This is a genomic window from Aidingimonas halophila (genome assembly GCF_900106955.1).
GTDB classification, from domain to species: domain Bacteria; phylum Pseudomonadota; class Gammaproteobacteria; order Pseudomonadales; family Halomonadaceae; genus Aidingimonas; species Aidingimonas halophila.
This window is the reverse complement of the sequence record NZ_FNNI01000001.1, coordinates 155,192-170,787: the sequence shown is the minus strand read 5'-3', so window position 1 is coordinate 170,787 and position 15,596 is coordinate 155,192. Positions and strand designations below refer to the sequence as shown.

Below are 15,596 nucleotides of genomic sequence, written 5' to 3'. Positions count from 1 at the left end.
GCTTGTTCATTCGGGGCAGGCTCCATCAGGCCTGCCTTGTTTACTTAGCTAACTGCATAATGACTAGTCCAGATATTCAAACGCCTTGACGATACGTTGGACGCCATTGATACCGGAGGCTGCCTTGGCGATCCGATCACCCTCCTCTCTAGTCACGATGCCCATCAAGTAGACGCTGGCGTTTTCCGTGATGACTCGAATTCGACTGGCGTCGATATTTTCGTTGGTCGCCAGCGCGGTGCGAATCCGGGTGCTCAGCCAGCCGTCAGATATGCGCTGTCCTGCGGGAAGGTTCGCCGAAACGCTGAGCTCATTGTGGACCTTTCGCACGTTTCGCACATCTTCTGCGATATCCAGGGCCTTTTCCTGGAGTTCCTCGCTGGGAACCTGACCGGTGAGCAATACAATGCCGTTATAACTATCGACATTGACTCGTGCGTCATCGAAACGCGCGTCGGTCTTGCTCAGGTTGACCTCGATTTTGGTCTCGATGCTTTCGTCTTCGACCCGTGCGCCTATGGTTCGCTTGCCGTAGTTTTCCTCGATTGTGTCCGAGTTGGTGACATTGGCGACTGTCGTGCAGCCACTCAAACCGAGCATCAAGCTGAGTAATACGATGGGAGTCAATGATCCAATCTTCATGTGAGAGACTCGCTGCTGCCGAAAAGTTGTTCATCAATGAGGTCGCAAAGGCAGTGAATGACCAATAGATGCACTTCCTGTATGCGAGCTGTGACTGTGGCCGGGACTCGGATCTCGCAGTCGTCCTGGCCGAGCAGGGATACCATGTTACCACCATCACGTCCCGTCAGGGCGACGATGGTCATATCCCGGTCATGGGCTGCCTGAATGGCCTGTACCACGTTGGCGGAGTTACCGCTGGTCGAAATGGCGAGCAGCACATCGCCGGGTTGACCCAAGGCACGGATCTGCTTGGAGTAGACCTCATTGTACGTGTAGTCGTTGGCAATTGAGGTTAATGTGGAGGTGTCCGTGGTCAGTGCCAGAGCGGGGAGACTGGGGCGTTCACGCTCAAAACGGTTGAGCAGCTCGGACGAGAAGTGCTGGCTGTCACCTGCGCTCCCGCCATTTCCGCAGGCAAGGATCTTGCCTTCGTTGACCAGGCACTGAACCATCATCTGGCTAGCGACTTCGATGAAGGGGGGTAACACTTCGCTCGCATAGGTCTTGGTGTCTATGCTCGCATTGAATTGATCGAGTATGCGCGATTGGAAATCCATGGTGACATCCTGGTCCGAAACATTCAGAAAGCGTCGAAAGCGGCCTTGATCCACTCGTAGGTCAGGGATGGCTGTATTCCTGTCACAGCGACGACATCGAATCGGCAAGGGGATGATATCCCGTTGCGCGCCAGATAAAAACGGGCGGCGCGAATCAATCGGCGCTGTTTCAGGGGCGTCACTGCCTCCAGTGGATGTCCGTGTTGAGCACTGCGTCGATGTTTGACCTCAACAAAGACCAGTGTTCCGCCGTCTCGCATCACGAGATCCAGTTCTCCGCCTTTGACATGCTGGTTGTGGGCAATGGGAATCAGCCCCTGCTCCTGCAGCCATCTCTCGGTCTGGCGCTCGATGGCGAGCCCACGCGCTCGCGCGTCATGACTCATCGTCATCGTCGTCACCATCTTCCTCCTTTTCCTCCCCGAAGGCATCATCGAAATCATCGCCGAAGATGCCTCTTGCGGCACTCTGCATGGGCAACTGGGGGATGCCGTCAATGAACTGTGCCCAGGGAAGTGTGCGTTGTATACGTCCATCATCCTGCGCGCGCAATGTGCCAGTGGCACCGAAAACTTCCGTACCACTGATCTGCTGAATCTGTGGTAGGCGGCGTGCGAGCTCGTAGGCATCGACCCCCATGGCTTTTAGCTTGAGCAGGGAGGGATCGCTCTCTTCACTGAGCGTCTTGTAAGTGTTGGCATAGGGCAGTGCATCTTCACCGCCAACAGCGGCATCGGGAAGCAGCCAGGGAATATCGATGAAGAACACGTCATTGAGGTCATGATCGCTGTCGGGTTGTGGTCGGCCTTCATAGAGGTGCGATGTCCCGTAGATCGGTAACTCTTCTGCATAGTAGTAATCGAGCGTTGGAGGAACCTGTCTCGCGTAACGGGGCAGTGCGAGCAGGAACATCATGTCGATGTCGTCAGTACGGGCACGATCATTGCCATCGACATCCAGCAGTCGCTCGATGGCACGGGTGACGGAGGCGTCGGGGTTATAGCGCAGAGCGGTGGCAACGTCGCCTCCTTGCGTCTCCCATTCACGCCGAAATGCCTCGCCGACGCGCTCCCCCCAGTCATTGTCGGGAATCAGAACGGCACTGCGGCGATGGCCATCAAGATAGGCTCGGCGTGCGACTTGACGCGCTTCGTCTTCGGCCGACAGACCATATTGGAACAGGTTGTCGGCCTGATTCTCCTCGGACTGCCCGTAGTTCAGTGCCAGGGTGGGCAAGGGCAGTTCGTCGCGATTCTCCAGCCTGCTGACCTGATCCTTGTCCAATGGACCGATCACGACCTGTGCTCCATTCATGGTCGCCTCGGCGTAAAGCGATTCCAGGTCGCTATTACTGGAATCGAGAAATGTGATTTGTGGCGTGGATTCGCCGTCCTCGACGGCTTGCATGTGCCGCGCTTCCATGCCTTCACGTATCTCCCCGGCGACATCAGCAAGTGAACCGGATTCCGGTAACAGGACAGCGATACGTTCCACTTGCTCATCACGCAAATCACGCAAGGCGTCAAGTTTGGCAGGAGAGCGGCGGGCTGCTGGGTGGCTGGAGTAGCGCTCCTGCCAGTCATCATACAGCCGGATCAAACGGTTGATATCGCCGCCGCTGCGTTGTTGCAGTGACGCCAATTCCGTCCAGCCTCTCATCAATCGAGAGGCATCTGCCGCCAGACTGTCTAGCTGACGTTCGCCGAGACGCGATATTTGTTTCCAGATAGCGTCATTCAGGTCAAGATTGTCGGTGTCTTCCTGTAGTGCGATCAACGTTTCCGTGGCGGCTAGCGGTTCTCCAAGATTACCCAGTGCCAGCCCCCGTCTCTGACGCAGAATGTTGGCGTCTTCTGTAGCAATATCCCGGTCTTCATCAAGCAATTGAGTGGCTTCGATAACAGCCCTGTCATCCTCATGATCCAAAGCCAGTTCCGAAAGGAGCAAGGCCCAGCGGATTCGCTGCTCGTTTTCCAGCTGGCCGGCATCGATCGCCTTGGCGATATCGAGAGCCTGCGTTTCATTGCCACGACGTGCTAGGATATCAGCCGCTTCCAGTCGACTGCGTGCGGCGTCAGCAGCGGACTGTTCCTCGGCTTGCTCCAGCAGTTCCTGAGGATCGGCATCCTCGCGTTCGACGGGGCCGGGCTGTCCTGCGCAACCGGCTACCAGAAGCGCCAGCAGTGCCGCCGCCAGGAAATTTCGAGGCGATTTGTCCATAAATCCTATCCCTTGTCTGGGGTAACTTGCATGTCGGAACCGCAATGACTGTATCAGCTTACGGCGCATTGTACGTGGTCGCCACACCGATTGGGAATCTAGATGATCTGACAGCTCGTGCTGCTCATGTTCTGGGAAATGTGGCGTTGATCGCCGTTGAAGACACGAGGCACAGCGGTCGCCTGTTGCGGCATTTCGGAGTGGAGCGGCCGCTGATGTCGCTGCATGAACACAACGAACACTTCCGTATTGCGCAGATCGCAGCCTGCCTTGAGCGCGGTGAGGATGTTGCATTGATCAGCGATGCGGGGACGCCATTGATCAGTGATCCTGGGTTTCTACTCGTGCGGGCGCTGCGTGAGGCAGGGCATCGAATCATTCCCATTCCGGGAGCTTGTGCCCTGATCGCGGCATTATCGGCATCCGGCCTGCCGACTGACAGCTTCTCTTTTCATGGTTTTCTGCCCGCCAAGTCAAGCGCGCGACGTTCCCGGCTTGAAATGCTTGCGAAACGACCGGAAACGCTCGTTTTCTATGAGTCACCTCATCGAATACGCCACACGCTAAAAGATATCGAGGGTATATGTGGTGAGCGGCGTGTCGTGCTAGCTCGCGAACTGACCAAAACGTTCGAGACCTTTCTTGAGGGGGCTCCTGCTCAACTGCAGTCTCTCATGGAGCGTGACCCTGACCAGTCGCGAGGCGAATTTGTCGTGATGCTTGAGGGCGCCGACTCGACCCACGACGAAACAGCAGTCAATGTGGAGGGACAACGCTTGGTTGATGCCATGATCGCTGAAAAGGTCGGCGTCAAACAGGTGGCGGCTGTCGCGTCGAAACTATTGGGGGGTGGAAAGAAGGATTGGTATGAGCGTGCCCAGCTCGCCAAGGAGAGGGCGCAGCACAGTGAGCAGTGAATCGCTTGAGCGGTAGCAGGGAGGCTGTTATTCTCCCTTGCTTGGGAGTAGGCCAGACAGCCGCCGCCAACCCGAGGTTGGGGGAGGAAAGTCCGGGCTCCAAAGGGCAGGGTGCCAGGTAACGCCTGGGCGGCGCGAGCCGACGGCTAGTGCAGCAGAGAGTAGACCGCCTACGTCTCCCGATTCCGGGAGGCCGGTAAGGGTGAAAGGGTGCGGTAAGAGCGCACCGCGCGCCTGGTAACAGAGCGTGGCACGGTAAACCCCACCCGGAGCAAGACCAAATAGGAACCCGATAGGCGTGGCCCGCGTCGGGTTCGGGTAGGTTGCTCGAGAGGTATGGCGACATGCCTCCTAGATGAATGGCTGTCTTAGACAGAACCCGGCTTATCGGCCGACTCCCTTCACTCCATCCGTCGTCATCGGGCCCCTGGCGTCTATCCCGCCATGGCCTGACAGATTGAGAATTGCATGACGTCTTCAGATAACCTTCCGGAACCGCCGACCTATCGCCATGCCAGTGTGCTCCTTGATGGAGCCGTGGATATTTTGGTGAATGACCCTGACGGTGTGTATCTGGATGGCACTTTCGGACGGGGAGGTCATGCGCGTGCCATATTGAATCGCCTCTCGCCATCCGGACGCCTGATTGCCATTGATCGAGATCCCGAGGCGTTGCAAGCCGCCCGGTCGATCGATGATTCCCGTTTCTTTATGGAAGCCGGTGAGTTCGCCAGCTTGGATCAAGTCGCCGAACGACACGGTGTCCATGGTCGACTTGCGGGGGTATTGCTCGATATCGGGGTGTCCTCTCCTCAGTTGGATGATCCGCAACGAGGCTTCAGTTTCCTCCGAGACGGGCCACTGGATATGCGTATGGATCCTACCCGTGGCGAGAGTGCTGCACAGTGGTTGGCATATGCCAGTGAGTCGGAAATGGTACGAGTGTTCAAATCGTTAGGTGAAGAACGCTTTGCCAAACGTATCAGCCGAGCGATAGTTCGGCGGCGCCAGGAGCGACCATTCGAGCGTACCGAAGATCTGGCGGAGGTCGTGAAAGCCGCCCATCCAGCATGGGAGAAGGGTAAGCATCCTGCTACACGGGTTTTTCAGGCGTTACGTATCCATATCAATAACGAGCTGGAACAGCTGGACACTGCCTTGAAGGCGGCATTGGAGGCACTGGCTCCTGGAGGGCACCTGGTGGTCATCAGCTTCCATTCATTGGAGGATAGGCGCGTCAAGCGCTTCATTCGGGAGCATGTACGCGGCGATAGTCATTTGCCACGCGGTATGCCCGTTCGTGATGATGAATTGGCCAGGCGCCTGGAAATGATGGGAAAAGCCAGGCGGCCAGAGGCAAGCGAAGTCGACGACAATCCACGCGCTCGCAGTGCCGTGTTGCGCGCAGCGCGCAAGCTGGTGTGAAACGGATATGCTCAAAGGACGAGCCTTGTTCCCTGCAATTGGCGCCCGGTGGCGTCCCAGTGGGCAGCTGCTGTTGGTGATAGGTTTGCTGTTGTTGCTGTTGGGGACCGCATTGGCAGTCATTACCAGTGCGCATTTGACGCGCGAGCAATATGCACGTCTGCAACGTCTCGAACAGGAAGCGGACCAACTCCAGACGGAATGGGGGCAACTTCTGCTGGAAGAGAGTGCATGGTCATCCCCGGCACGGATCGAAAAACTGGCGGGGGAACGCTTGGATATGCGCCTTCCTGATGTCAACGAGGCCGAGGTGATTCGTCCGTGAGCGAAGAGCACCGCGAATCCGCAAGGTCACGCCGCTCTCCCGCGATGGAGCCGATGCGTGGTGGTCGTTATGCCCTGATGGTCACGATCGTCATCGTTGCATTGGGATTGCTGGGTATGCGCATCGTCGATCTTCATATCATCGATCGTACGTTTCTGCAGGGACAGGGCGATGCGAGAACGTTGCGTACGGAGTCGCTTGGCGCACACCGAGGCATGATCAAGGACCGCAATGGTGAGCCTCTGGCGATTTCCACACCGGTAGTGACGCTCTGGGCCGAGCCTGAAGAGCTACCGGCAGATGATATTCAGCGTCTGATGCTGGCCCGAGCGATCGATATGGATCTGGAGGACCTCAATGCCCGCATCGAGCGTTATCAGGATCGCGAGTTCATGTATTTGCGCCGTCAATTGACCCCTGAAGCGGCGCAGCGTGTTCTGGATCTGAACCTGTCGGGTGTTCATGCGGAGAATGAGTACCGTCGTTATTATCCCTCCGGTGAGGTGACGGCACAGTTATTGGGTGTCACCAATGTCGACGATCGAGGCCAGGAAGGGTTGGAGCTTGCCTATCAACGGCACCTCGCCGGGGAGCCGGGCAAACGACGGGTATTGAAAGATCGACGCGGCCGACTGGTGCGTGATGTCAAGCTGTTGCAGGATGCGAAACCCGGGGGGGATTTGACGCTATCCATCGATCAACGGCTTCAATACATGGCCTACCGTGAACTCAAGTCAGCCGTTTCCGAGCATGATGCCAAAGGTGGCAGCCTTGTGATGATCGATAACCGCAATGGCGAAGTCCTGGCTATGGCCAATGTCCCCTCGTTCAATCCTAATGATCGCGCCGGTATGGATCCTGGCGGATTGCGCAATCAGGCGATCGTTGATGTCTTTGAACCTGGCTCGGTCATGAAACCGCTGGCGATGTCTGCGGCATTATCTACAGGGGAGTACGAGCCGGATACTGTCATCGACACATCGCCTGGCTGGATGCGTATCGATGGGTTCACGATCCATGATTTTCGCAACTATGGCCGCTTGACACTGGCGGAGATACTCGAAAAATCGTCCAACATCGGTATGTCACGCATTGCACTGGAGCTCGATGACACGACACTTTGGGAACGCTATAACGCTTTAGGGTTGGGCCAGCCGCCCGAAACAGGATTTCCGGGGGAAGCAGACGGCAGCGTACCGCCGCCGGTGCGATGGTCACGAAGCCAACGTGCGGCACTTTCCTATGGATATGGCCTGTCGGTATCGACACTGCAACTGGCCAGTGCCTATACCGCTATTGCCAATGATGGACGGCGTTTGGAGCCGTCGCTGCTCAAGCGCAATGAATCACCTGAGGGCACGCAGGTCTTCGATCCAGAAATATCCCATGAGCTCTTGAGGATGCTGGAAGAGTCAGTGCAGCCAGGTGCGGGGGGACATCGGGCTGCTGTGTCGGGGTATCGTATTGCCGGGAAAACGGGGACTTCACGCAAGTCCTCTCCGGGAGGTTATGAAAAAGATGCCTACCGTAGTTTGTTTGCAGGCATTGCCCCTGTGTCGGAGCCTCGCATTGTGACGGTCGTGATGATCGATCATCCTCGGGGCGATGAGTATTATGGTGGCGCGGTCGCGGCGCCCGTTTTTTCCCGGGTAACGGGGAGTGCATTGCGGCTGCTGGACGTCCCACCCGACCAGCAGTCTGAGGCTCAGGAGCGCTAATGGCCAATTTGATGCACCTCGAACGAGATCACCTGCTTGCTTGTCTCGATGCCATGTGGCCGGAAGCACTAAGTGACCGGTACCTGGCAGAGGACGTCCCGGAACGGCTTCGCCTGGTGACGGACAGTCGTGATGTCGATAAGGGAGATGTTTTCCTGGCATTGCCAGGCACTCACGTCGATGGCAGGCAATTCATCGAGCAGGCGCTGTCTGCCGGTGCGTCCTTGGTCTTGCGTCATGACGATGAGGGAGTGACGGAAAGCGGTGGTACCTCGCAATGCGTTTTGGGACTCGTTGCGCTACAGCAACGCTTGGGAGAGTTGGGACACAAACTCTTTGCGGTGCCGGATACTCTGGCGCTGGTTGGCGTGACCGGTACCAATGGCAAGAGTTCGGTAACCCACTATCTGGCCCAGTTGAGTGATGCGCTGGGGCATCGTGCGGGTTTGATCGGAACGCTTGGATTCGGGCCTGCAGGACAGCTTATCGACAGTGGCTTGACCACGCCGGGGCCGTTGATGCTTCAGGCTCAACTGGGTGACATGGCACATCGGGGTATCTCGCGTATTGCCATGGAAGTCTCCTCGCATGCGCTGGATCAGCAACGCTTGCGGGGATGTCGTCTGCATACGGCAGTGTTCACCAATTTGAGTCGCGACCACCTCGACTACCATGACAGCATGGCGGCATACGCGGCTGCCAAAGCCAAACTGTTTCAGCGTCAGGAGCTTCAGGTGGCCGTGGTCAATGGTAATGATGCACTGGCTCGTCTGATGCTGTCAGGTATGGCGCAGCATGTTCGGGTACTGGCGTGCGGTGATCAGGAGGCAGCAACACTCCGAGTCGTCGAGTGGACTCCGCATGAGGAGGGGCAGCGAGCGCTGGTCGCGACACCGCAAGGAGAGCGTGAGCTGGCGCTCTCGTTAATGGGACGCTTCAACCTTGATAATGTACTGCTGGCGATCGCGACTGCCTGGGGGTTGGGGGATGATCTGGATGCCCTGTTTCAGGCTGCCGACGCGCTCAAGCCGGTTCCTGGACGTATGGAATTGTTATCATTTCCTGGACAGCCCAGCGTGGTGATTGATTATGCACATACGCCGGATGCCTTGGCCAATGCACTACAAGCGTTGCGCGCCCATCGCGGTAAGCATGGCCGCCTATGGTGTCTCTTCGGGTGTGGCGGTGACCGAGACCGGGGCAAGCGGGCGTTGATGGCTCAAGCGGCGCAGGCACATGCCGATCTGCTGGTTGTTACCGATGACAATCCCAGAACCGAGGCGCCGCAGTGTATCAGGCAGGATATCATGGCCGGCCTGGATGAGGCATCGCCCCAACGTGCGTGGTGCATCGGTGGCCGAGATGGAGCGATCGAGCATGCCATTCGCGAGGCAGAGGCGGAAGATGTGGTGCTGATTGCCGGTAAAGGTCATGAAACCTATCAGGAGATACATGGAGTGCGTCATGCATTCTCGGATGTCGACGTGGCCACTGCTGCGCTTCAAGCTCAAAGGGACGAACAATGACGCAATGTGGCCTGGCGACTCTGGCAGATATTGCCGACATTCTCGCGATCGATTGTCCCGAGGCCGAAGAAAAGGTCTGCCATCGCATCGTGACGGACACGCGGACTCTGGCTCCCGGGGACCTGTTTCTCGCCTTGGTTGGAGAGCGCTTTGATGGGCACGACTTCATTGCCAACGCCCGTGAAGCCGGAGCCATCGCTGCCATTGTGTCCCGACCGATCGATGATGACCTGCCGCAGCTGGTTGTGGAGGATACCCGGCTCGCTTTGGGTGTTTTAGGACAGGCACGGCGCCGAGCCTGGGATGGGCCTCTGGTTGCGATTACCGGCAATAGTGGCAAGACGACCGTCAAGGAACTGGTGGCCTCTCTATTAGGCGGTGATCATGAGGTTCTGGCCTCGCAGGGGAACTTCAATAATGACATCGGGGCTCCCTTGACGCTGCTTTCGTTACGCCCGGAGCATCAATATGCCGTTATCGAACTCGGCGCGAATCATCTGGGGGAGATCGCCTGGACTTCGGCACTTTCAGCACCCAATGTGGCAGTCATCACCAATGTGACCGGTGCGCATCTCGGGGAGTTCGGCGGTCGTGGGCGTATAGCTCAAGCCAAAGGGGAGATCTTGTCGGGCTTACCGGATGATGGTGTGGCGGTACTGAACCGGGACGATGCCTTTTTTTCTGTCTGGCAACGGTTGGCCATGCCTCATGACGTCCTGGATTTTGGGATGCATCCGGCGGCCAGGCTGCGTGCCAGTGGGCTGGTCTGTGATGCGTTGGGGCGCTATGCTTTCACGCTATTGCTGGATGGGCGTGCTCTGGGGCGCGTCACCCTGTCGTTGCTGGGACGATACAATGTATCCAATGCCCTGGCGGCGGCGGCATGCGCGTTGGCCATGGGGGTATCCGAGACACGTGTCGTGAATGGGTTGTCGTCATTTCGCCCTATGCCGGGGCGTATGGCGGTTGTTGATGGCGTTCGTGGCACTCATATACTCGATGACACTTACAATGCGAGCCCCGGGGCGGTAAAAGCGGCTCTTGAGTTGTTGGCCGAGTGGCCTTCTCCTCGTTGGTGCGTGTTGGGCGCCATGGCGGAGTTGGGAGATGCCTCGCCGGAATTGCATGCCGATATCGGCCACTATGCGAGGGCATGTGGTGTTCAATGCCTGGTAGCGATGGGGACGGATGCCAAACCGGCAGTTGATGCGTTCGGCGACATGGGATGTCATTTCGAGCAATGGGAGGCGTTGGTCGGATACGCTCGAGAGCATCTTCCGACGGGAGCCAGCGTGCTGGTTAAAGGGTCACGTAGTGCGGCCATGGAACGAGTCGTGGATGCGCTGCGTTGTGATGGATCAAGGTGAACGGAATACATGCTGCTTTTTCTGGCCGAGTTTTTAGCGCAATTTCAAAGCGCCTTCAATGTTTTCAATTACCTCACGACTCGCATCATCATGGGGACTCTGAGCGCTCTCCTGTTGTGCTTGTGGTTGGGACCGATGATGATCCGCCGATTGGTCGAGAGGCAGATCGGGCAAGCCGTCAGGGATGATGGGCCTCAGTCCCATTTGTCCAAAGCGGGCACCCCTACCATGGGGGGAGCCATGATCCTGATGGCAATCGCTATCAGCTCGCTGCTGTGGGGGGACCTTCGCAATCATTACGTCTGGGTCGTGCTGGGCGTGACGCTTGGGTATGGCGCCATCGGTTGGATCGATGATTACCGCAAGGTCGTGGAGAAAAATCCACGGGGGTTACCGGCGAAGTGGAAATATTTCTGGCAATCTCTGATTGGCCTTGCGGCAGCGGCGATTCTGTATCTGACGGCGGCAGGCCCGGTTGAAACGAGCCTGATCGTTCCGTTTTTCAAGGATGTCGTCGTCCAACTGGGGCTGTTCTACATTGTCCTGGCATATTTCGTGATCGTTGGGAGTTCCAACGCTGTCAACCTGACCGATGGGCTCGACGGTCTGGCTATCATGCCGACGGTCCTGGTCGCGATGGGATTGGCGGTATTTGCCTATGCCAGCGGGAATACGGTATTCGCTACCTATCTGCATATACCGGTGATTCCTGGCGCCGGGGAATTAGCGGTATTTTGTGGCACGATTGCTGGCGCCGGCCTGGGCTTCCTCTGGTTCAATACTTACCCGGCCCAGGTCTTCATGGGGGATGTCGGGGCTTTGGCGTTGGGTGCTGCGCTGGGCGTGATTGCGGTAATCGTGCGTCAGGAAATCGTCTTGTTCGTCATGGGTGGGGTCTTCGTGATGGAAACCGTATCGGTCATCCTTCAAGTCGGTTCCTATAAACTGACTGGACGACGAATTTTTCGCATGGCACCGCTACATCACCATTATGAACTGAAAGGGTGGCCTGAACCTCGCGTCATCGTCCGGTTCTGGATCATTACGGTTGTTCTGGTCCTGCTTGGTCTAGCAACACTCAAGCTTCGTTGACGCAGTTTTCCTCCCGAAAAAACCGTACGGCTATCTGGCCAAGAGGTGTCACTATGAAAGTCCCGCTCGGGATGACGCTAGTTGTTGGGCTTGGGGTGTCAGGAGGCGCCATTGCCCGTCATCTGGCCGAGCGCAATGTGCCTTTCATGCTAGCCGATACGCGACCTTCCCCTCCGGGGTTGGCGTCATTTCGTGTCGACCATCCCGATGTACCGGTGTATTGCGGTCCGCTTTCCGAATTGGATATGAGTGAGGCCGGTGAAATCGTGCTGAGCCCGGGTGTCGATCCGCGAATGCCGGAATTGGCGGCAGCAGCACGTTCACGACATGCTCAGGGCCACGGTATTCCTGTAATCGGGGAGATAGAGCTCTTCGTGCGCGAGTGTTGCGTTCCCATCGCTGCAATCACTGGCTCCAATGCCAAGTCGACCGTGACTACGTTGTTGGGTGAGATGGCCAGGGCGGCCGGGCGACGGGTGGCGGTTGGCGGCAATCTCGGACCGCCAGCGTTGGATTTGCTGCATGAACATCCTGACGCTGAGCTGTTCGTGCTCGAAGTGTCGAGTTTTCAGCTTGAGACGACCGTCTGGTTAGGCGCTGAGACCGCAGCGTATCTCAATTTATGCGAGGATCACCTCGATCGCCACGGAGACATGGCGAATTATGGGTCCATTAAACAATCGATATTTCGGGGTGCCCGCCATGCTGTAGTCAATGGCGAAGACGAGAGAACCTGGCCGGTGATGGATGTGCCGGCGCTGGATCGGTTCACGACACAGGAGCCCGTCGATGAGGAGTGGGGAATCAGCGAGTTGGAGGGCGAGACATGGTTGATGCATGGCGGTAAACCACTGATACGGACCACCGACATGGGATTGCGTGGGCGGCATAACCAGGCCAATGCATTAGCTGCATTGGCAATGGGACAGCACTTGGGGTTGCCGCTCAGGGCAATGCGACAAGCGCTGGCTCGTTTCCCGGGGTTGCCACATCGGGGAGAGTGGGTTGCTGATCTCGATGGCGTTTCCTGGATCAACGATTCCAAGGGAACCAATGTCGGTGCAACGCTTGCTGCCATTCATGGTCTAGGGCCGACGATTCCGGGAAAGTTGGTGTTGTTGGCAGGTGGGGTTGGTAAGGATGCGGACTTTACGCCATTGGCCCAACCGTTAGCGACCTATGCGCGTGCAGCCGTTCTGTTCGGGCAGGATGCGGAGCGTCTGGCGCAGGCATTGCCTTCCTTCCTCGCTATCTCACGGGTGTCGGATCTCGAGCAGGCCATGGCGCATGCACGATCGATAGCCGAGCCTGGTGACTGCGTCCTGTTATCGCCGGCATGCGCTAGTCTTGATCAGTTTACCGGTTATCAGGCGAGGGGTGAGGTATTCTGCCGATGGGTGCGTTCGTCGGCAGGGGAGGCGTCATGCGAAGATCGCTGACCCAACGATTCTCAACCGAGGGCTATCCGTTTGATAGTTGGTTGCTGGTGGCGGCTCTGGCGCTGCTCATCATTGGATGGGTGATGGTGACCTCCGCGTCCACGGAAGTCGCTTCCGGCCTGACAGGCAATCCGTATCATTACAGCCTCCGTCATGGTCTTTTCATTCTTATCTCACTGACGGCGGCAGCAGGTGTGACTCGTGTTCCTCTTGCCTGGTGGCGGGTTAACGGGCCTTTTTTGCTGTTGCTGGGTTTTGTGTTGCTGATCATGGTGTTGCTGGTGGGACGCGAAGTCAACGGCAGCAAACGGTGGTTATCTGTTCCCGGGATCCCCTTCAACCTTCAAGCATCGGAAGTGGCGAAGCTATTCTTGATCGTGTATCTGGCAGGTTATCTGGAACGTTTTCTGCCTGAGGTACGGCGGCAGTGGGGCGCTTTTCTGCGGCCATTGGTCGTGGCTCTTATCTTTTCCGGCTTGCTGATCCTGGAGCCTGATTATGGTGCCGTAGTAGTGCTGATGGGGGGGGTGCTGGGAATGTTGCTGATGGCAGGTGCCCCTTGGTGGCGTTTTCTGTTATTGCTGATGGCTGTCGGGGCGTTGGGGTTTGTTGTTGCGATTGCTGAACCCTACCGGCTGGCGAGATTGACTAGTTTCGCCGATCCCTGGTCGGATCAGTTCGCCAGTGGCTATCAGTTGACCCAGGCTCTGATAGCCTACGGCCGGGGGCATTGGCTAGGGCTCGGGTTGGGAAACAGTGTTCAGAAATTGTTCTATCTGCCCGAGGCTCACACGGATTTCGTCTTTGCGGTGATTGCCGAAGAACTGGGCCTGATTGGTGCGATGAGCGTGGTGATCCTGTTTGCCCTGCTCATATATCGCGGCCTGGTCATCGGACGGAATGCGGAATTGGTCAAACTGCCGTTTGCTGCATATCTCAGTTATGGGATCGCTCTCGTGCTTGGTGCCCAGACCTTCATCAATATCGCGGTAAGCACTGGTATGTTGCCCACCAAAGGGTTGACACTTCCATTGCTCAGCTATGGTGGCTCCAGTCTGCTGGTCAGCTGTGTCATGGTGGCGATGCTGCTGCGGGTCGATATCGAGACTCGTCGACGGGTCAGGCGCTCAAGACCGACCGCATCAAGGAAAACCGCCCGAACAGCGGGATATCGAAAAGGAGCGAAACAATGAGCCGGGGCAATCCCAAGCGTGCCTTGATCATGGCCGGAGGTACTGGAGGCCATGTCATACCCGCCTTGTCATTGGCGCAGGGCTTGACTGCACAGGGGATAGAGGTGTCCTGGCTGGGCAGTCCGCATGGTATCGAGAATACCCTGGTGCCTGATGCCGGCTTTTCGTTGCATCGTATTTCCGTTGCCGGTTTGCGGGGTAACGGTATGGTCGGCTGGTTGATGGCACCCTGGCGGCTTACCCGCGCCGTATGGCAGGCGGGTCGCATTATCCGTCAGGTCAATCCCGGCGTCGTGGTCGGTCTTGGCGGTTTCGCGAGTGGCCCGGGGGGAATTGCTGCCTGGTTGATGGGCCGACCGGTGCTGATTCATGAGCAAAATGCGATTGCGGGAATGACAAACCGGGTACTGGCCCGCTTTGCCAAGCGTGTCTATGCGGCATTCCCTGATGCATTCCCAGGACACAATGTCGAGGTGATCGGCAATCCGGTACGTGAAGCGATAGCGTCACTCGGTACTCAGCCACATGATAGCGACTCGATGCGTGAACGACCACTGCGTCTATTGGTGGTCGGTGGGTCATTGGGTGCAAAAGTGCTGAACGAGACACTGCCGACGGCATTGAGTCTTCTGGAGAGGGAACGACGCCCACAAGTCTGGCATCAGGCTGGTCGCGACAAGGAGGAATCGACACGCCAGGCGTACCTGGAGCATGGCGTTGACGCAGAAGTGACAGCATTCATCGAGGATATGGCAACGGCCTATGATTGGGCGGATCTAGTCGTGTGCCGTGCAGGCGCATTGACGGTGTCTGAATTGGCGGCGGCTGCCAAGCCATCGTTGTTGATTCCTTTTCCTCATGCCGTTGACGATCATCAGGCCATCAATGCGAAAGGGCTTGTCGATACGGGGGGTAGCGTCATGCTCTTGCAACGTGACCTGACGTCATCGTCTCTCGCCGAACGACTGTCCTCGTTATTGAATCCCCAAATTCTTGCCACCATGGCGGAAAAGGTACGCGCAAGTGCGCATGTCGATGCCGTTGATCGCCTGGTGGCTGGCTGTATGGAGACAGGACTTGAGCGCTAGTACAACATCCAACGCCATTTGCCAGGCAGAGCGTGGCAATGATAA

Annotated in this window: 14 protein-coding genes and 1 other RNA gene; 11 read left to right on the top strand and 4 right to left on the bottom strand. The window is 57.4% G+C overall.

What is annotated here, in order from left to right; genetic code table 11:
• Positions 1-63 precede the first annotated feature (63 nt).
• The 4 genes from BLW01_RS00800 to BLW01_RS00785 are packed head-to-tail and all read right to left on the bottom strand — an operon-like array spanning position 64 to position 3,461.
• Entirely contained in the window at positions 64-642 is a 579-nt protein-coding gene (locus tag BLW01_RS00800) for a BON domain-containing protein (RefSeq protein ID WP_092567591.1), read from the bottom strand.
• Positions 639-1,241, bottom strand: coding sequence for a phosphoheptose isomerase (locus BLW01_RS00795; RefSeq protein WP_092567590.1), 603 nt, complete (start codon positions 1,239-1,241; stop codon positions 639-641). Before BLW01_RS00795 ends, BLW01_RS00800 begins: the two co-directional genes overlap by 4 nt.
• A gap of 23 nt (positions 1,242-1,264) precedes the next feature.
• Positions 1,265-1,633: a YraN family protein gene (locus BLW01_RS00790; RefSeq protein WP_092568066.1), complete on the bottom strand. Its 369-nt coding sequence runs from the start codon at positions 1,631-1,633 to the stop codon at positions 1,265-1,267.
• Positions 1,617-3,461 (bottom strand): penicillin-binding protein activator, encoded by a 1,845-nt coding sequence (locus BLW01_RS00785; RefSeq protein ID WP_092567589.1) that lies wholly within the window; start codon positions 3,459-3,461, stop codon positions 1,617-1,619. Before BLW01_RS00785 ends, BLW01_RS00790 begins: the two co-directional genes overlap by 17 nt.
• 44 nt (positions 3,462-3,505) lie before the next feature.
• On the opposite strand from BLW01_RS00785, the gene rsmI reads away from it, so the two are divergent.
• From rsmI to murG, 11 genes are all read left to right on the top strand, one after another.
• The gene (gene rsmI / locus BLW01_RS00780; protein ID WP_092567588.1) at positions 3,506-4,378 is read left to right on the top strand and encodes a 16S rRNA (cytidine(1402)-2'-O)-methyltransferase; all 873 of its coding nucleotides are present in this window, start codon (positions 3,506-3,508) and stop codon (positions 4,376-4,378) included.
• Positions 4,379-4,422: 44 nt separating this feature from the next.
• Positions 4,423-4,781, top strand: an RNA gene (gene rnpB / locus BLW01_RS00775) — RNase P RNA component class A.
• A 65-nt stretch (positions 4,782-4,846) separates the two neighbouring features.
• Positions 4,847-5,803 (top strand): 16S rRNA (cytosine(1402)-N(4))-methyltransferase RsmH, encoded by a 957-nt coding sequence (gene rsmH, locus BLW01_RS00770; protein WP_092567587.1) that lies wholly within the window; start codon positions 4,847-4,849, stop codon positions 5,801-5,803.
• A gap of 7 nt (positions 5,804-5,810) precedes the next feature.
• Positions 5,811-6,128: a cell division protein FtsL gene (gene ftsL, locus BLW01_RS00765; protein ID WP_092567586.1), complete on the top strand. Its 318-nt coding sequence runs from the start codon at positions 5,811-5,813 to the stop codon at positions 6,126-6,128.
• 53 nt (positions 6,129-6,181) lie between these two features.
• On the top strand, positions 6,182-7,846 hold the full coding sequence (locus BLW01_RS00760) for a peptidoglycan D,D-transpeptidase FtsI family protein (RefSeq protein WP_092567585.1): 1,665 nt from the start codon (positions 6,182-6,184) through the stop codon (positions 7,844-7,846).
• 11 nt (positions 7,847-7,857) lie between these two features.
• Entirely contained in the window at positions 7,858-9,372 is a 1,515-nt protein-coding gene (locus BLW01_RS00755; RefSeq protein WP_092568065.1) for a UDP-N-acetylmuramoyl-L-alanyl-D-glutamate--2,6-diaminopimelate ligase, read from the top strand.
• The gene (locus tag BLW01_RS00750) at positions 9,369-10,739 is read left to right on the top strand and encodes a UDP-N-acetylmuramoyl-tripeptide--D-alanyl-D-alanine ligase (RefSeq protein ID WP_092567584.1); all 1,371 of its coding nucleotides are present in this window, start codon (positions 9,369-9,371) and stop codon (positions 10,737-10,739) included. The genes BLW01_RS00755 and BLW01_RS00750 overlap by 4 nt, the downstream gene beginning before the upstream one ends.
• 9 nt (positions 10,740-10,748) lie before the next feature.
• Positions 10,749-11,831, top strand: coding sequence for a phospho-N-acetylmuramoyl-pentapeptide-transferase (mraY, locus tag BLW01_RS00745; protein ID WP_092567583.1), 1,083 nt, complete (start codon positions 10,749-10,751; stop codon positions 11,829-11,831).
• Positions 11,832-11,884: 53 nt separating this feature from the next.
• Positions 11,885-13,270, top strand: coding sequence for a UDP-N-acetylmuramoyl-L-alanine--D-glutamate ligase (gene murD / locus BLW01_RS00740; protein ID WP_092567582.1), 1,386 nt, complete (start codon positions 11,885-11,887; stop codon positions 13,268-13,270).
• Positions 13,255-14,463 carry a putative lipid II flippase FtsW gene (gene ftsW / locus BLW01_RS00735; protein WP_092567581.1) on the top strand — a complete coding sequence of 403 codons (1,209 nt, stop codon included), beginning with the start codon at positions 13,255-13,257 and terminating at the stop codon, positions 14,461-14,463. The genes murD and ftsW overlap by 16 nt, the downstream gene beginning before the upstream one ends.
• On the top strand, positions 14,460-15,551 hold the full coding sequence (gene murG / locus BLW01_RS00730; protein ID WP_092567580.1) for an undecaprenyldiphospho-muramoylpentapeptide beta-N-acetylglucosaminyltransferase: 1,092 nt from the start codon (positions 14,460-14,462) through the stop codon (positions 15,549-15,551). The genes ftsW and murG overlap by 4 nt, the downstream gene beginning before the upstream one ends.
• Positions 15,552-15,596: the final 45 nt, after the last annotated feature.